Genomic DNA, 17900 nt, shown 5'->3' with positions numbered 1-17900 from the left:
TGGCTATCCTTATAATTTCATTATAATCTATTTAATTTTTTATTTCCACTAATATTGTTAAATATTTATCTTTAATTTTTAATACAAAAAGTCTAATTAATCAAATAATTTGATTAATTAGACCTTTTTTTAGACCTTTTTCCTATTTTATTAACATTTCTTTATAATTGTTGTCATTATATTAACATCTTAATTCTATTTGTTATACTTCTCTCTCAAGAAATAAGAAAGTGTAAATAAGCTCTCATTTAAACGTACATTTTCAACAATCATATCTTCAGGCACATTTAAGTCTATTGGAGCAAAATTCCATATTCCCTTTACACCTGCTTTAATAAAGGTATCTGCTAATTCTTGAGCACTATCTCTTGGAGAAGTAACAATTCCTATATCTACATTGTTCTCTTTGATAAAATCAACCATTGTATCTACATCTCTTATTTCGATATCTCTAATTTTTAGTCCTATGACTTTTGGATTTTTATCAAACAGTGATAACACCTTAAATCCAGCATCCTCAAAACCTTTATAATTTGCTATGGCTTGACCTAGGTTTCCTGCACCTGCTACTACAGCTCTATATATAGTCTCTAATCCAAGTATCTTTCCTAATTGACTATGTAATTCTTCTACATTATATCCATAGCCTTGTTGTCCAAATCCACCGAAATTATTTAAATCCTGCCTTATTTGAGAAGCTGTAAAGCCAGTCATCTTACTTAATTCTTGCGATGAAATCCTATTGATTCCTTTATTTAACAAATCTCCCAAATATCTATAATATTTTGGCAATCTCCTTATAACCGTTATGGAAACCTTGTTGTCTCTGTCCATTCTATAATCACCACCTAATAATATTTTACAGACTATTATAACATTCTGATATTAATATGTCAATTTACTCATATAATGTTTTTTGAATATTTAATTACTTTTTTGACACAATAACTATTGAAGGGAGTGATTTGAATGGCAAGCAAAGAACAACTTAGAAAAATAGCTCTATATTGTAATGAATACGACCCCTCGAGAAATAATCTTGCATCAAGTACCCTCACATCCTCTGCACGTGCTTATGAAGACAAATACGAAAACTGCCTCAATTGTATCCATTATACCAAAGAAGGCAAATGCGATTTAAATTTAATTGATCCAATTTTATCTTCAATGGCAATGGAATTAAATCTAAAATCCTAGAATACTCCTCACTTTTGTAGGAGTATTTTCTCTATTTTATTATAAAATTATACCATCTACATTTAAAGATTTTATCCAAAAAAACTTACTGAAACTAATCTTTAATTTGTTATTACGCACTCTAATACTAGGTGAAACATATACATTTATATCTTCTATTTTATACATATTAAAAGAACTTTCATTATAAGGTTTTCCCATCTTCACTGATGGTTGATAAGCCCCGCATCATCCTCCTCCCACTTTCATAACCGTAACCTGTACAGATTTATCTTCAGACTCAGTCTCTATATATTCCTTGGCTTTCTCATCAATATATATATCCATTATTTCTCCTTTACTATCAGATAAATTTATTTTATTTTACCATATAGGGGTATCGAAGACAATGGAAAAGGATCATTTTTTTTGGTACAATATTAAAAGGACTTCTAACAGATCATATTAAGGAAGCCCTTTTTGTCCACTGAATAAGCAACCTGCACGAAATCAAAGATTTCGGCAATCTGCTTAAAACTCAATCTAGTCAAGTTCTTAATACTAGAACATTAGAGTAGAACTTTCCTATTCATTAGTAGGAGAATAATATTTAGGAGGAAATAAAATGTTAGTCCTTTCATGTAGCAATATAACTAAAACTTATGTGATAGATACTATTTTGGATAGCCTTAGTTTCACTGTAGAAGATGGAGATAAAATCGGAGTAATTGGACTAAATGGTTCAGGCAAAACTACTCTTTTCAATATTTTAAGTGGTGAAATACAACAAGATAGTGGATATATATATATTCAAAAGGATATAAAAATTGGATATTTAAAGCAACATACGAAAATAGAAAGCAATAAGACTGTTTTTGATGAATGTATGGAAGTCTTCCTTCCTCTAATAAAAATGGAAGAAAATTTAAGAACTCTTGAGCATGAAATATCTTCAGAAAGTGCAAATGGTACAACAGAAAGACTAAATATATTAATGGATGAATATGCACATATGTCAGAAAAGTTTTTATCCTTAAATGGTTATGGATATAAATCAGAAATCAAAGGAATTCTTAAAGGCTTAGGTTTTAACGAGGAGGACATGGAAAAAGAAGTTAATGTCCTTAGTGGGGGACAAAAATCTCGTTTATCTTTGGCTAAATTACTACTCGAAAAACCAGATATTCTACTATTAGATGAACCTACTAACCATTTAGATATAGAGGCTATAGATTGGTTAGAAAGGTTTTTAAAGGATTATAAAGGAGCAGCTTTAATAATATCCCATGATAGGTATTTCTTAGATAATGTTGTAAATAGAATATTTCATATAGAAAACTTAAAATTAAATATTTACAATACTAATTATACTAATTTTATGACAAGAAGAAAAAAAGAATTAGAAATATATAAGAAACATTTTGAGGATCAACAAAAAGAAATAAAGAGACAGGAAGAAATCATCAGTAGATTTATGAACTACGGAGGTTCTAGATATATAAAACAAGCTCAAAGTAGACAAAAAATATTAGATAAAATGAAAATAATGACTAAACCTACTGACCAAAAGAAGACTAGAATAAGATTCGAGCCTCGTATTAAATCTGGCAGAGATGTACTCAGAGTTGAATCCTTAGAGAAGTCCTTTGGTGAGTTTAAGTTATTAAAAGATATAAATTTTAATATCTATAGAGGAGAAAAGGTTGGTCTTATTGGTGCAAATGGTATAGGAAAAACTACTTTATTTAAAATAATTTTGGGACAAATTCCTAAAGATAATGGAAATATAAATATTGGTCATCATGTTGTTAGTGGTTATTTTGATCAAGAAATGAAAAGTCTAAATCTAGATAAAACCATCATAGATGAAATATGGGATGAGAACCCAACCTTTGACCACTATCAAATAAGGACAATTCTTAGTCAATTTATGTTTATAGGAGATGATATATTTAAGGAAATCTCTGATCTTAGTGGTGGAGAAAAAGGTAGACTTTCCTTATTAAAGCTAATGCTATCTAATGCAAACTTTCTTCTAATGGATGAGCCTACAAACCATTTAGATATTGATTCTAAGGAAGTGCTGGAAGAGGCTATACTTGATTATGATGGCACATTATTTGTAATATCACATGACAGATACTTTCTAAATAGGGTAACAGATAAGATCTTGGATTTAACCAGCGAAGGAATTAAAGAATATTTAGGAAATTATAATTATTATCTAGAAAAGAAAAATGAATTACTATACGTAGAGGATGAAGATGATGGTAAAACAAAAACTCAAATAAAACTAGAAAAAAGAAGAGAAAAGGAATTAGAAAAAGAGGAAAGAGCTAAAAGAAAAGAAATATCTGATGTAGAAAAAAGAATAGCTGAAGAAGAATGTAAACTAGAAGAATTAGACAACCTTCTTTGTGACCCTTTAATATATGAGATACCTGAAAAAATTGTTGAATTGACAAAGAAAAGAGAGAAAATTCAGCTTCAACTAGATGATCTATATGATGAATGGATTTCATTAACTGAAGCGTAATTCCACATATAATTCACATATTATACACAATACCCACAACCTTATCCACAATACAAGGCCTATATTTTAAGGTTTTCCTCAGTTTATCCACATTGCCCACATAAATTTATAATAAATTGATTTTTTATATGTGGACAATTTGTGGAATAATTTGTTAAAAGATATCAGATTAAGTCTAGATTTGGTATGACATTTAGATAAAGATCTGATTCTTTTCCTTCTTTATAATTAAAATAGGCAGCTGCACCAATCATTGCAGCATTATCTGTGCATAATATCCTAGATGGGTAGAATATTTCTATCTTTTCCTTCTTCCCCCTTTCTTCCATCATGGATCTTAAGCCTTGATTTGCAGCTACTCCACCAGCTAATATAATTTTATTTGAATTTCTTTCTCTAGCTAATCTAAAGGACTTATCCACAAGCACATCTAATACAGCTTGTTGAAAAGATGCGGCTACATCTTCTATTATAATTTCCTCACCTTTTTGTTCCTTTTGATTCAAATAATTTAATACTGCTGTCTTGAGTCCACTAAAGCTAAAATCATAGGATTTTGGCTCTAATAATACCCTTGGAAAATCTATGGCTTCTTTGTTTCCAGTTGTGGATAGTTTATCTATAATTGGCCCACCTGGATAAGGAAGTCCTAACGCTCTAGCTACCTTATCAAATGCTTCTCCTGCTGCATCATCTCTTGTTCGACCTATTAATTCATAGTTAGTATAACTATTTGCTTGTACTAAATAGGTATGCCCACCAGAGACTATTAAACAAGTAAAAGGAGGTTCTAAGTCTTTATGCTCAATATAATTTGCACATACATGTCCTTCAATATGGTTTACTCCAATAATAGGTATATCTAATCCATAAGCCAATGATTTAGCAACTGATATTCCTATTAGCAAAGCTCCCACTAAACCTGGTCCTTGAGTTACCCCTATTAAATCTATATCATTAAAACCAACATTTGCTTTGTCCAACGCTTCTTGTATTATTGGATTTATACTTTCAATATGTTTTCTTGATGCTATTTCTGGTACTACGCCACCGAATTTTCGGTGTATATCTATTTGAGAAGATATTATATTAGATAAAACTTCTCTGCCATTTTTAATCACAGCACAAGAGGTCTCATCACAGGAAGTCTCTACGGCTAATGTTAACATAATCTAACACCTCTTAATTCTATAATTTTTTCCACATAATTATTGCATCTTCATTATCATCTGCATAATAATTTGGTCTAATTCCCGATTCAACAAAATCATATTTCTTATATAAATTTTGGGCAACTATATTAGATTCTCTTACTTCTAAAGTCATTGCACTAATTCTCTCTTTACTACATAGATAAATAAGTCCTTCTACTATAGCTTTACCTACACCCATTTTTCTATATTTACTCTCTACTGCAATATTAGTTATATGTCCCTCGTCTAATATCATCCATATACCACCATATCCTGCCACTACATCGTCTATTTCAGCTACTATATACCTAGCTAACTGATTTTTTGTAATCTCTAATAAGAAGGACTCCTTAGGCCAGGGAGTGGTAAAGGCATCCTTTTCGATTTCCATAATTCTATCTAAATCTTCTTCCTCCATTTTACGGATAATAATATCCATGTTATCCTTGCTCCTTTTCTCTCAATTCCCTTTGAGCCTGAGACTCTCTTAAATATTCTGGTACCAAAGTATAATAATCATCTACAAATCCTTCATTATACTTTATAAGGGCTAGCTCTCCAATACTAGTAGCTCTACAGAAATTCTGACCAATAGTTGAAAATTCTACTTTTCCTTTTAATCCTTCCCAAATTTTTTCCTTATGTAATATGGATCCATCTCCATTTACTAGTACTTTATCATATGACTTATTAAGAATATCTAATAGATGGTATATATCTAATACATCAGGTTCCATTACTATCTTAATTTTACCATCTTCCCATGTATATATACCTGTATAAACCCTGTCCCTTCTTGCATCTATCATTGGCACAATTGTTTTCCCATAAGGCAGATTAAAGGCTAAAGCTTCTAAGGTAGATATACCTACTACAGGCTTTTTAAATAGATGAGCAAAGGCCTTTATAGTTGCTACTCCAATTCTAAGTCCAGTAAATGAACCGGGACCTATAGCGACTCCATAAAGATCAATATCGCTAACATTTAAATTTAGACTATCTAATATTTCTTTAACCATAGGCACTAGTTTTTCTGAATGAGTTTCTTCTTGATTTAATGAATACTCCCCTAGTACCCTACTTTCATCTAGTACAGCACATGTTGCCATCATAGTTGATGTATCCAAAGCTAATATTTTCAATTCCTCTCCAACTCCTTAAGTATATCTATATATCTATTACCATGTCCTGTTATTTTTATTACCCTTTCATCTATATCTTTACCCTTTTCTATATCTAATACTATTCTTTCTTTAGGCAATAATTTTTCTATTTTTTCTGCCCATTCTATAATACAAACTCCTTTTCCATAGAAATATTCATCAAATCCTAGATCATAGAGTTCATCTACATTTTCCAATCTATATACATCAAAATGATAAACTGCAAGTCTCCCATTATATTGGTTAATTAAGGTAAAAGTCGGACTAGTTATATAGTCAGTAACTCCAAGACCTAGCCCTATTGATTTGGTTAAAGTAGTCTTACCTGCACCCAAATCTCCATTTAGACAAACAATATCTCCACTTTTTAGTATATTACCTAATTTAATCCCAAACTCCTTTGTTTCTTCCAATCCCTTTAATCTTATTTCCAAGAATATCAACCTTTCATTTGTATTGCTAATATTATATTATAACACAATTCAATTCATAATACATACCCCATGGTTATTTATAACACATTTGTTATACCAAGAGTGATAATACTTTAAGCTGTATAATTAAGATTAAATTTCAATAATACTTTGAATCTATTTTTTCAGCATTTTAAAATATTTTTAGTTCTTATATTAGAAATATTTATAATGATAGTTTCATTATAAAATAGTTTGATTGTAATAGTGTTTCAATTAAATATATAATGATTTATGGATTATATTTGTGAATTAATTCCCAATGATTATTTTATATTAGAAGGGTGATTTAAGTGAGAAAAGAAGAAATGACTCCAAGAGAAAGAATGAATGCCTTTGCCAAGGGTCAAGAAATCGACCGTATAATCTGTGTCCCAGACATGGGAGCTACTATGGCACCTTTTATCGGTGTCAAGGTAAGTGATTATTATCATTCATCAGAGCTCATGGCAGAACTGGAAATAGCTTTGTTTAAAAGACTTCGTCATGATAGTGTAGGGATATCTACAAGCCTCAGAGGTGTGGCTGAGGCCATGGGCTCCAAAGTAGCTTATCCTGATCACAATATTTCCTATTTATTAGAACCAGCTATAAAGTCTGTAGATGAAATAGAGTCCCTTAAAATTGTTGATCCATTAAAGGATGGAATCCTGCCAATTTTAATTAAGGCTATAAAACTAACAAGAGATTCTCTTGTAGATGAAGTAGATGTTGGTGCTTCAATGTCTGGACCCTTTAGCGTTGCTGCCTCTGTAGTAGGAACAGAAAATCTGCTAAAATGGATGATCAAATATCCTGCAAAAGTACATACTCTAATGGATATAGTAGCAGAATCTAACAATAGGTATATAGAGGAGGTGGCAAAATTAGGTGTATCCATTGGCTTTGCTGATCCAGTTTCATCCACCAGTCTCATAAGTCCAAAGCAGTTTAGAGAGTTTTCTTTACCAGCTCTCCAAAAAAATGTTGATAAAATAAAGGAAAAAACGGGTAGTGCTCCAAGTATACATATATGTGGAGCAAGTAAAGAAATATGGCAAGATGTGGTATCCACAGGCATTTCTAATTTCAGTATAGATAATGTAGAGGATTTAGAAGAAGCTAAAAAAATAATAGGAGATAGAGTCATAATTACAGGAAATGTTCCACCTGTTGATGTAATTTATGCAGGCAATAAGGAGTCTATTTTCAAATCAGTTAAAGAATGTATTAGAAAAGGCTATGATTCCAAGAAAGGATATATTTTAAGTACAGGCTGTCAAATTCCAATGCATACTCCAATGGAAAATATTGAAATGTTTATGGAAGCAGGCAGTATCTATGGAAAATATCCAATAGACTTAGAATTACTAATGAAAGATTAATTAGAATCAAGGAGGAGATTAATATGGAAAAGCTAAATGAAAAAAAGGGTAATGGAATAGCTTTGCTACCTTTTCTTATCTTCGTATTTGTATATTTAATTTCAGGCATTATATTACAAGCTCAAGGAGTTAAAATGGCATTTTATCAATTTCCAGCTCCAGTTGCAGCAGGTATAGGAATAATATTTTCTTTTATTTTGACAAAAGGTTCATTAGATGAGAAATTTGATATATTTATCAAAGGCTGCGGTGATGATAATATAATAATTATGTGTATTATATATTTATTGGCAGGAGCTTTTTCTACAGTTTCTAATGCTATGGGGGGTGTTGAGTCTGCAGTAAATCTAGGGCTTACTTTGATACCAGCCAAATTTATTACGGTAGGAATATTTATAATAGCTGCATTTATTTCTATTTCAACAGGAACATCAGTAGGTACTATTTTAGCCATAGGTCCTATAGCTGTTCAATTAGTAGAAAAGGCAGGCTTGAATTTACCTTTGGTACTAGGTGCATTAGTTGGTGGAGCTATGTTTGGAGATAACTTATCTATTATATCCGATACAACTATAGCAGCTACAAGAACTCAAGGAGTATCTATGAAGGATAAGTTTAGAGTTAATATTGGTTTTGCATTACCAGCAGCTTTAGTTACAATTCTTCTTTTATTCATGTTTGGCAAACCGATAACTGTTCCTGAAAGTCAAGAATATGCTTTTAATATAGTTAAAGTAATTCCATATATATTTGTATTGATAGCTGCCATAGCTGGAGTAAATGTATTTGTAGTTTTGACTGGAGGAATTATTATATCAGGTGTTATAGGCTTTAGCTATGGAAGCTTTAAAGGATTAGAATTTGTTCAGCAAATATACTCTGGATTTACAGGAATGTTTGATATCTTTTTGTTATCTTTATTAACTGGTGGTTTAGCTAATATGGTATCCAATGGGGGAGGACTTGACTGGCTGCTACATAAGATAAATAAAAAAATTAAAGGCAAGAAATCTGCTCAGCTAGGTATAAGTGCATTAGTCTCACTTACAGACGCAGCTACTGCTAATAATACAGTGTCTATAATTGTAAGTGGTCAATTATCAAAGGAAATATCTAGAACTCATGATGTAGATCCAAGGAAAACTGCTTCACTTTTAGATACCTTTTCATGTATAATGCAAGGTCTAATACCATATGGTGCTCAATTGTTAATAGCAGGAAGCTTTACTAATGGATCAGTAAGCCCTGTTCAAATAGTACCATATGTATGGTATTGTTTTATATTAGCAGTATTTGCTATATTATCCATAGTGACTCCCTTTGGAAATGGATATCTAAGAAGGAATTCTTAACTTATCTACGAATGCCCTAAATACTTTCTATTGGACTAAGTGGAGCAAGAATGTAGTATTCTTGCTCCACTTAATAATCTATTTCCCAACCCTTATTTACGCATATATTTTTTATTTCATCTGCAATTTCTTCAACCCTACTTGTCTCTGCACCCCAGCTAGAGCTAAATAATCCTTGCCCTCCACCTCCAGCAACTATATCAATTATACAATTATTTTCTTCTTCCATTTTCAATATTAAACATGCCATCAATTGTGAATTATTTCTAAAATAATATTTTTCACTCATAAAAATATAAATATTTTCTGCTGGTTGTAAATCATAATGTCGAATATCATTACTTAGTAATTCAAGAATTTTACATACATTATTCCCTTTTACAATTAATCTTTTACTATTCATAGTCATCCCCCTCCTACTAAAACTCTATTACATTATATTTCTAACTTATATCATATTCTAATCATACCCATTATTTCATTACTTTGTTTACTAATTATTATTTCTTATTCCACCAGTGATTTTTAAAATCTCAGTAATAATCTATAGTGATATTATTGAGGTCAGATTAAATAATATAAAGGCATTTTCTAAATTAGAAAATGCCTTTATATTATAATTTTTTTATTTTTTAGCTACTGGTATCCATATCTCACTTTTAAAATCTGGGGATTTTATATTAAAATCTTCAGTCCATAAAATTTCTGGACCTTCCACAATTTCATAGTTTGATGTAGGAAGCCATTCAGAAAATATTCTCCCCCAAGTTTGCTGTAGAGTCTCTGGAAATGGTCCTACCGTCTCAAATACGGCCCAAGTTGATGGTGAAACCTTAAGCTCAGTAAACCCTTTGGGACATTCTTTATTTGTTGCTACACCAATATAATGGTCTAATCCTCCCTTTTCAGCCATTCTTCCTTCTGAAAAGTTAATGTCAGCCTGAATCAGACCTAAAGGTTCTACATTAGAAATATCTTTAAGTTTATTGATTGTTTCTTTATCCAAACTTTTCCACATTTTAGTGATCTCCTGATTCTCTCCTTCAAAAATAATAGGAACTCTTTTCATTATGCCAATTATACTAAATCCTTCTTTTTCAACAATTCGATAATCCATCATATTACCTCCCTTAATTGATAATCTGAAGGTCATTGGTGGAAAAGCTTTTAGTAATTTATCTTTATTTCTGGCTTCTGAAGGTGTTATTCCATGTAAGTTTTGAAAAGCCCTTGTAAAAGAATCTGGTGAACTATATCCGTATTTCATGGCTAAATCAATCACCTTTATCTGACCATCTTGAAGCTCGAAAGCCGCAAGTGTAAGACGTCTGCGACGAATATATTCTGATAAGGTAACACCTGCAAGAAAAGAAAACATTCTCTGAAAATGATATTCTGAGCATAATGCAATTTTTGCTACTTCTTTAAAATCAATATCATTAGTAAGATTTTCTTCAATATACTTCAATGCTTCATTCATACTTTTTAGCGAATCCATCTATATGACCTCCTTTTATCAATATAGTATCAGGAAGTTAATATGTATGCCCGATATTTTCTGCACAAATCTGTAGGCTTAGAATCATAATCAAATTATACTTTAAATATTTTATTTTACTAAAATATTATCTCCTGCTAATTATCCCATTATTAGATTAATCTCCAATATCTGTCCTTAAATCAGCTAAAAACATACCAGTAATCAATAAAAATAGCATTGATATGCCAATACTTTTTTTAATATTTATTAAATTTGACTCTTGAAAATTGAAGGTTTTCTACTCTCCATTCTTTATGAATTCCAATACCTTTTCTGCATGTCCCTTTGCTTTCACATTTCTAAACTCCTTTATCAATTCTCCATCTTTATTGAATATGAAAGTAGATCTTTCAACTCCCATATATTCCTTTCCATACATCTTTTTAAGTTTCATTACATTAAATAGATTATGAACGTCTTCATCTTCGTCGCTAAGAAGTAAAAATGGTAAATCATGCTTATCTCTAAATTTAGCATGGGATTTTAAACTATCTCTACTTATTCCTATTATAACAGTATCTAGTTTTTCAAATTCATCATATAAGTCCATAAATTCTAATGCCTCTGTAGTACAACCTGCTGTATTATCCTTTGGATAAAAATATACTACTACATTTTTGCCTTTAAAATCCTTTATTGAAATATCATTTCCACTAGTTTCCTTTAATACAAAATCATAATTTAACATATTAATCCTCCTCATCTCATAATGATTATATTACTTCTTCTCTATTCTTACCCTTTTATATCTTAGACCAAATCCCATAAACAAAGATGGCATAAAAACATTCAATAATGACAATAATGGTATATGCTGTATACCTAAAAGAAAATCAATCATTGTAAATGGCATATAGTACGAATTGAATAATATCTAATATGTACTTACCTCTTTAGGTACTTCTATTAAACTTCCATTTGTCATTAAAAATGTGTATAACCATAATCCAATACCAATAATGCTAATAATACCACCTACATAAAAATCATACTTCCTATCCTTATTAATATCTAAGAATGTCCCCATATAAACATAAAATCTTATTAATGATACAGTCAGAAACAGCCTACTTAATATATTAGTTGTATACTTTCCAAATTTAGAAGCGGTTGCAACAAAGATTACTAATAAAATGAATGATAATACTACAGTGATTAAATGTAATATTAATGCTTTAATATTATTCTTCATAATCTAATCCTCCTTGGCCGATTATGACTTTATAAACTTTTGAAAATTAAAATTACTATTGTCCCTCTTTCTTTATACATACAATATCATAACTTAACTTTTGAAACAATATAATAGAATTTTATCTATATATTACTCTAATTCTTGATATTACTTAAAAAACAACACAGAAGAACCGTCCCTCTGTGTTGCTAATCATCTCAACCACCATCTATTTAATTCATAATGAGGCATATCTTGATATCTTTCAAAATAATAGCCTGGAGTAAGCCCTACTTCCTTACCAATTTCTGCACATTTTCTAAAAAACTCCAAATCTCCATAGGGATCATCAGTATTGTTTTCGCAAATGTCAAATGCACGCCTCTTTGTATGTTTACTATTCTTAGTCCATGTGACAACTGAACCAGATGTAGTTCTCCCTTGTTTATATAGCATCTCTTGTCGAGCTTGGGTTCTATAAGTTTCTGTAATTCGTACAGAAAGCCCCTTTTCTTCACACTTTTCTAAAAACTTGATTGCCAATTCTCTAGTCTTGGGACTAAGTTCATCTAAATCTGAAATCATTTCAGTTGAAGATTCATTTATATATCCATAATTTCCTCTATCAAAGAGAAATGCATATACACCAGTCCTTGGAAAAATTACAAATAGTAACAGTAAAAGCAATAAAAATAATATTATACTCTTCCTCATATTCTCACCTACATAATTCTACTATTCATTGTCAATTCTACATCTTTCAAATTCTTAAGATAATTTTTCCTAAGGATTATATATATCAAGAGTAAATATAATAACCAAAGATAAATTTTCATATTTAATAATACCTCAAAGGTCTTGAAAAAATCATAAGCAGTAGTGCCAATATAAGCAGATATTAAGAGAAAGAAAATACTTATAATCACTATAAATAGCATATTATAATTAACTTCTCTGATTATTAGTTTTTTTAAGATGCTTTTATCCATCCCAACCATCTGCAATAAAACAAATTCTTGTTTCCTAGATTCTCTCATACTGTTAGTTGCACTATAAGAACTTGATATTCCAACTATTGCAATAAATATAGTAACTATTAAAATTAATGAATATAACATTTTATTAGAATTTGACTCAAAAGCATATAAATTTTCTCTATTGAAAAATTCTAGATCTCTAATATTAAGATACTCTTTTGTTTTATTTTTGATTTCCTCAAGGCTTGCATATTCAGATGTTTTCAAATAAAGACTCTCTAAATTAAAGACATCTGCTGCCGTATCTAAATTATTTAAAATGGAAATAAAATTATCCATTGGCATTATAGCAATTAAGGAGGTCCTAGATTGTGGAATTTTTAATATATTTGGGTCCATTGTATAATCTAAAACTTCTAAATCAAAGCCTTCTAATTTCTCTTTAAAGGATGATGGATTTGCATTTACTCTAATAGTTTCCACATTTTCATCAATAGCATTTGTATATTCTAATCTACTGTAAGGCTTAGTAAAATCAATTGGAATCGTATTTACTATGATACATTTATTTCCATTACTAAAATCCTCCAATTTTAAATTAAAGTTTTCAACAATCTCCCCAAATTTATTGCCTTCAATTCCTATTAGATTTATACCAATTTCTTCATATTTATTGTCCTCTACATATTTAGGATATAATTCACGTAGGTATTCTTGATCTAAGATCTTTTCATAATCATTGCTCAATTCTATATAAAAGCCATACTTTCTATAACTAATATATCCTTCTTCAAGATTATTAGTCAATTCTGAGATTAAGTCCTTAGGTATAGCCTGTGGACTAAAATAATTAATTTTGTGATTATAATAAGATAACTCATTAGGTCTATTGTGTTTTAGTTCAAGATCCAGGGCAGAAGAAAGTGCTAATAATACACTGAGAAGTAATAATGATATTGATACTGACAATGTGGTTATCAAGGTCTTTTTTCTATCTTTCTTCGCATTTATTTTTGACAAATCTCCAATGAAATTACTTCCCCTAAGCTTATAGGATTTTCTAGAATGTTTATCATCACTTCGATACAATTTCATAGAGTCTATAGGATTTAATTTTGAAAGCTTAAATACAGGTGATAAAGATACAACTAATAAAATCAATGTACTTACCACTAAGATTATTAAAATTGATAGTGGACTAATTATGACTCTTAAATTCTTAATGTTTTCGGAAGACATATTCATCTGAGACAAAAGATAATATTTATTGAGAATTCTTATAATGAAAAAGTCTAGCATTGTCCCGGCAATAACCCCTAAAAGTATGGGTTTAATAGCAATTTTAATCAATCTTTTTATAATCATCTTCACAATATCTATTTTTCTGGCTCCAACACTTAGAAGCAAACCATATTCCCTTATATGAGATTTTTCCCAAACCAAAAAAATGTTTTTAATTATGATTATAAAAAATCCTCCAATTAGTATCAATCCCATTACAAATATCTTTGGATATCTTTCGCTGCTTGTATATATACGCATATCATCTGGATTTACAAAATGGCTGCTAAGATATAAAAAGTTATATCCAAAATCTCCTTCATTTATGGCTTTCTCATAATCAATTCCTAATGTATCATATAATTTAGGTGTCAATTTATAAGTATCTTTTATATTTTTATACCAAATAACTACCCTATAAGCGTTGGTTTTTAAAGCATCAGAATCCATATAGCTGTAAATCGGGATTTCTTCTTCCCAACTTCTTGTATAATAATTCATTAATCCTGTTATTTTATAATCATGCTTAACATTATCTTTATCAATTGTATTTAAATATTCTCCAACTTGGAGATTTAAATCTTTAGCTGTCAATTTAGGAATTAGAACTTCATTTTCTTTCCTTGGCAGTTCCCCCTCTGATAAAACTACCTTCATGGTATCAAAATAATTCTTATCTCCTAAAAATATATGAAAAGAAAAATTATTATCGGAGCCTTTTTCAATTCCCTTTTTCCCTAAATAACCTAGTTTTTTAATATTTACATTACTTTCTAAGATATTGACCTTTTCACTGTCTAAACTTACTGGTATCCTTGTATGAAAATCTCCTGTTATCTTTTCTGCCATTTCTTGATCGTTTCTTACTATGGTGCCAAATAATAATATAAACAACGAGAAAGCTATCACAGCTAAAAATATGGTAATTTGAAGTGTTTTTAACCTTTTATTTTCTCTATTCAGGGAGTTTTTAATATATATATCATAGAGTTTCATTGCAAACTCACATCCCTAATAATTTTTCCATCTTCTATTTGAAGCATTCTATCAGTTTTATTAACTATTTCTTCATCGTGGCTGACTATTAACATAGTTTGATTAAAAGCTGAGTTTGAATATTTTAATAGTTCAAATATTTTATTTCTATTTTCTCTATCTAAGTTACCTGTTGGCTCATCTAGTAAGACGATAGAAGGCTTGTTAATTAATGCTCTTGCAATAGCTACTCTCTGTTGTTCTCCTCCTGATAATTCTTCGGGGAAACTTTTCAATCTTTCTTTTAAATCAATTATATTCATGACTTTTTCATATAATTCTAAATCCGGCTCCTTATCATCCATTAGTAAAGGAAGTAAAATATTTTGCTCTACAGTTAAATTAGACATAAGATTGTAGAATTGATAGACTATACCTATCCTTCTACGTCTGTATATTGCAAGCTTTGATTGAGTGAGATTGTCAGTTCTCTCCCTTTCGATATATACTTCTCCTTTGGAAGGTCTATCTAAACCTCCTATGAGATTTAACAGAGTACTTTTACCACTTCCACTAGGTCCAAATATCCCTATAAATTCTCCTCGATTTATAGAGATATTTACATTATCAAGTACTGTCTTTATCTGATTTCCATCCTTATAACTTTTTGTTATATTTATAGTCTTTAATATTTCCATACTATCACCTCAATTAAAGTATATACGACGAATCTTACATTTAAGTGACAGAATATAAATAAAAATAAGCCAGAAAAGATAATGAATAAAGATATGCTCTTTTCTGGCTTTTAATAAAATTTAATTGTAAATTTCCCCCCCCTGTCATTTTCAGCGAAGATTGTAGCATTATGTTTTTCCAATATATTTTTTGAAAGATTGAGTCCTATACCTGCTCCTGCTGCACTATTTTTTGATTTATAAAATCTTTGAAACAATTTATTTAGGTCCTCCTTTGAAAAGCCTTCTCCATCATCTTTGATTATAATTTCTGAATAAACATTGGTTTTTCTAGTCATAATCTGAATTTGAGATCTTCCATATTCAATACTATTTTTAACAATATTTATTAAGGCCTCCACAATCCAATAAAAATCTCCAATTATTGTGAAATCTTCTCCGTCTGCTAAAATTTCTATGGGGTTTTCTTGGATTTGAGCTTCCAAACTTTCTATACTAGCATTGATTGCCTCTCTAATAGAAAATTCTTCAGACTTAAATTCTATTTGATTCACATCCAGTCTTGCAATGGTAAGCATTGAAGATATTAAATAATTTATTTTAGAAAGCTCACAGTCGATTTTATCAAGATGTTTTTCATCTTTATTTTCTTTATATAATTCAATGAGTATTTCTATAGATGCTAAAGGCGTTTTTAATTGATGGGATATATCTTCTAAATTTTCTTTAAGCTTTAGCTTATCTCTTATAGCTAGTTCTCTACCCTCTCTCAATTCTAGAACTAATTTATATAGCTCATCATATAATGCTCCAAGACTATTTACTTCATCTATAGATATGAAATAATCACCTTCAGATAAGGAGCTTAACTTTGATTTTATCATTTTTATATATTCTAAAAAGTTTTTTTCCCTTTGATTATAAATATAAATAAAAACAGAAGATATAATAATACTAAATAAGACTATTAATATTAATACAAGAGATCTATCTTCATAAATGGTCATAGAACCGCCATATCCATAAACCTCCAAATCAATTAAATTGGAAACTTCTCTATAATATATTCCATCAATAATTTTATATAAGAAAAAGAATAATATTAAGTTTGTAAGAAATATAATTATAAATATTTTCTTGTTTTTCATATTTATTCTCCTAAGTCTCTTTATAGCTCTCTAATTTATACCCTAAACCCCTAATAGTTTTAATATTTTTACCGTAGACTTCAAGTTTTTCCCTCAATCTTTTAATAGTAACCGATAAGGTATTGTCATTAACAAATTCTTCATAGTTATCCCAAGTAATTTCCATAAGAAAATCTCTGGTGAGAGTTTTTTCTATATTCTTCATGAAGGTTTCTAATAATAAATATTCCTTAGGTCTTAATTCCACTTCATTACCGTCTATGTAGAGTGCCGTTCCTTCAATATCTAAAACCATTTTATCATAATAAATAAATCTACTATTTTCATTTCTATATCTTCTTAAAACAGTTTCTATTCTCGCCTTTAAAATACTTAGCTTAAAAGGTTTTGTAATATAGTCATCTCCTCCAATTTTTAGACCATTTATTATATCTTCTTCTTCATCTCTAACTGTAAGAAAAATTATAGGTTTTTTAATTTTTTTTATTTTTGGGACAATATTAAAGGCATTTCCATCTGGAAGATTAATGTCTAATAAAAACATATCTATATCATCAATAAATTTATTATAAAATTCTTCGATTGTAGTAACTTCTTCGACTATATAATTATTTTCTTCTAAATACTCCTTAATTCCTTCTCTTATTATTTTATTGTCTTCTAACACTAAAATTTTAGATTTTTCCATATAACTCTTCCCCTGTAATTTCATCAATATTATCAATTTCACAAAATGCAGACCTACAACACAAATTATATCATAAAAATACCATATGCTAACATCTTTATATCTTCTCTTATATTCTTGATATTAGGTAAATAAAAGTATAAAATTATGTATGAGGTGGTA

Annotated in this window: 20 protein-coding genes; 4 read left to right on the top strand and 16 right to left on the bottom strand. The window is 29.6% G+C overall.

Annotation, left to right across the window (positions count from 1 at the left end):
- Positions 1–195 precede the first annotated feature (195 nt).
- Positions 196–834: a redox-sensing transcriptional repressor Rex gene (locus tag KQI38_RS02230; protein ID WP_216555035.1), complete on the bottom strand. Its 639-nt coding sequence runs from the start codon at positions 832–834 to the stop codon at positions 196–198.
- Positions 835–969: 135 nt separating this feature from the next.
- Here KQI38_RS02230 and KQI38_RS02225 point away from each other — a divergent pair, with 135 nt between their 5' ends.
- On the top strand, positions 970–1197 hold the full coding sequence (locus tag KQI38_RS02225; protein WP_216555033.1) for a hypothetical protein: 228 nt from the start codon (positions 970–972) through the stop codon (positions 1195–1197).
- A gap of 39 nt (positions 1198–1236) precedes the next feature.
- Here the strand turns inward: KQI38_RS02225 and KQI38_RS22220 are convergent, their stop codons facing one another.
- Positions 1237–1524, bottom strand: coding sequence for a CC/Se motif family (seleno)protein (locus KQI38_RS22220; RefSeq protein ID WP_264175395.1), 288 nt, complete (start codon positions 1522–1524; stop codon positions 1237–1239).
- Positions 1525–1801: 277 nt separating this feature from the next.
- On the opposite strand from KQI38_RS22220, the gene KQI38_RS02215 reads away from it, so the two are divergent.
- On the top strand, positions 1802–3712 hold the full coding sequence (locus KQI38_RS02215; protein WP_216555029.1) for an ABC-F family ATP-binding cassette domain-containing protein: 1911 nt from the start codon (positions 1802–1804) through the stop codon (positions 3710–3712).
- 164 nt (positions 3713–3876) lie between these two features.
- On the opposite strand, the gene tsaD is transcribed toward KQI38_RS02215, so the two are convergent.
- The 4 genes from tsaD to tsaE are packed head-to-tail and all read right to left on the bottom strand — an operon-like array spanning position 3877 to position 6502.
- Positions 3877–4881, bottom strand: a complete 1005-nt coding sequence (gene tsaD, locus KQI38_RS02210; RefSeq protein WP_216555024.1) for a tRNA (adenosine(37)-N6)-threonylcarbamoyltransferase complex transferase subunit TsaD — start codon at positions 4879–4881, stop codon at positions 3877–3879.
- Positions 4882–4900: 19 nt separating this feature from the next.
- Positions 4901–5344 (bottom strand): ribosomal protein S18-alanine N-acetyltransferase, encoded by a 444-nt coding sequence (gene rimI / locus KQI38_RS02205; protein WP_216555022.1) that lies wholly within the window; start codon positions 5342–5344, stop codon positions 4901–4903.
- A gap of 1 nt (position 5345) precedes the next feature.
- Positions 5346–6032 carry a tRNA (adenosine(37)-N6)-threonylcarbamoyltransferase complex dimerization subunit type 1 TsaB gene (gene tsaB, locus KQI38_RS02200; RefSeq protein WP_246565520.1) on the bottom strand — a complete coding sequence of 229 codons (687 nt, stop codon included), beginning with the start codon at positions 6030–6032 and terminating at the stop codon, positions 5346–5348.
- Between the two features lie 11 nt (positions 6033–6043).
- Positions 6044–6502 carry a tRNA (adenosine(37)-N6)-threonylcarbamoyltransferase complex ATPase subunit type 1 TsaE gene (gene tsaE, locus KQI38_RS02195; RefSeq protein ID WP_216555014.1) on the bottom strand — a complete coding sequence of 153 codons (459 nt, stop codon included), beginning with the start codon at positions 6500–6502 and terminating at the stop codon, positions 6044–6046.
- A gap of 332 nt (positions 6503–6834) precedes the next feature.
- Between tsaE and KQI38_RS02190 the strand changes: the two genes are divergently transcribed.
- The gene (locus KQI38_RS02190; RefSeq protein WP_216555006.1) at positions 6835–7905 is read left to right on the top strand and encodes a uroporphyrinogen decarboxylase family protein; all 1071 of its coding nucleotides are present in this window, start codon (positions 6835–6837) and stop codon (positions 7903–7905) included.
- Positions 7906–7928: 23 nt separating this feature from the next.
- Complete coding sequence (locus KQI38_RS02185) at positions 7929–9257, top strand: Na+/H+ antiporter NhaC family protein (protein ID WP_216555004.1); 1329 nt, start codon at positions 7929–7931, stop codon at positions 9255–9257.
- Between the two features lie 70 nt (positions 9258–9327).
- Here KQI38_RS02185 and KQI38_RS02180 read toward each other — a convergent pair whose 3' ends face one another.
- The 10 genes from KQI38_RS02180 to KQI38_RS02140 all read right to left on the bottom strand — a co-directional run bounded on the left by KQI38_RS02180 (position 9328) and on the right by KQI38_RS02140 (position 17738).
- On the bottom strand, positions 9328–9660 hold the full coding sequence (locus KQI38_RS02180; RefSeq protein WP_216554998.1) for a DUF6054 family protein: 333 nt from the start codon (positions 9658–9660) through the stop codon (positions 9328–9330).
- 222 nt (positions 9661–9882) lie between these two features.
- Entirely contained in the window at positions 9883–10755 is an 873-nt protein-coding gene (locus KQI38_RS02175; RefSeq protein WP_216554992.1) for an AraC family transcriptional regulator, read from the bottom strand.
- Positions 10756–11035: 280 nt separating this feature from the next.
- The gene (locus KQI38_RS02170) at positions 11036–11485 is read right to left on the bottom strand and encodes a peroxiredoxin (protein ID WP_216554990.1); all 450 of its coding nucleotides are present in this window, start codon (positions 11483–11485) and stop codon (positions 11036–11038) included.
- A 30-nt stretch (positions 11486–11515) separates the two neighbouring features.
- Positions 11516–11650: a hypothetical protein gene (locus tag KQI38_RS22215; RefSeq protein WP_276515535.1), complete on the bottom strand. Its 135-nt coding sequence runs from the start codon at positions 11648–11650 to the stop codon at positions 11516–11518.
- A 21-nt stretch (positions 11651–11671) separates the two neighbouring features.
- Entirely contained in the window at positions 11672–11989 is a 318-nt protein-coding gene (locus tag KQI38_RS02165; protein WP_216554984.1) for a hypothetical protein, read from the bottom strand.
- A gap of 195 nt (positions 11990–12184) precedes the next feature.
- A complete protein-coding gene (locus KQI38_RS02160; RefSeq protein WP_216554982.1) occupies positions 12185–12685 on the bottom strand; it encodes a M15 family metallopeptidase in 501 nt (166 codons plus the stop codon).
- Positions 12686–12693: 8 nt separating this feature from the next.
- A complete protein-coding gene (locus tag KQI38_RS02155; RefSeq protein ID WP_216554980.1) occupies positions 12694–15225 on the bottom strand; it encodes an FtsX-like permease family protein in 2532 nt (843 codons plus the stop codon).
- Positions 15222–15902 (bottom strand): ABC transporter ATP-binding protein, encoded by a 681-nt coding sequence (locus KQI38_RS02150; protein WP_216554977.1) that lies wholly within the window; start codon positions 15900–15902, stop codon positions 15222–15224. Before KQI38_RS02150 ends, KQI38_RS02155 begins: the two co-directional genes overlap by 4 nt.
- Positions 15903–16012: 110 nt before the next feature.
- Positions 16013–17050, bottom strand: a complete 1038-nt coding sequence (locus KQI38_RS02145) for a sensor histidine kinase (RefSeq protein WP_216554974.1) — start codon at positions 17048–17050, stop codon at positions 16013–16015.
- A 10-nt stretch (positions 17051–17060) separates the two neighbouring features.
- On the bottom strand, positions 17061–17738 hold the full coding sequence (locus KQI38_RS02140) for a response regulator transcription factor (RefSeq protein ID WP_216554968.1): 678 nt from the start codon (positions 17736–17738) through the stop codon (positions 17061–17063).
- Between the last annotated feature and the right edge of the window lie 162 nt (positions 17739–17900).

Origin of the sequence: Tissierella carlieri, from assembly GCF_018917285.1 — a bacterium.
GTDB lineage: Bacteria > Bacillota > Clostridia > Tissierellales > Tissierellaceae > Tissierella > Tissierella carlieri.
This window is presented reverse-complemented; position numbering and strand designations above follow the sequence as displayed.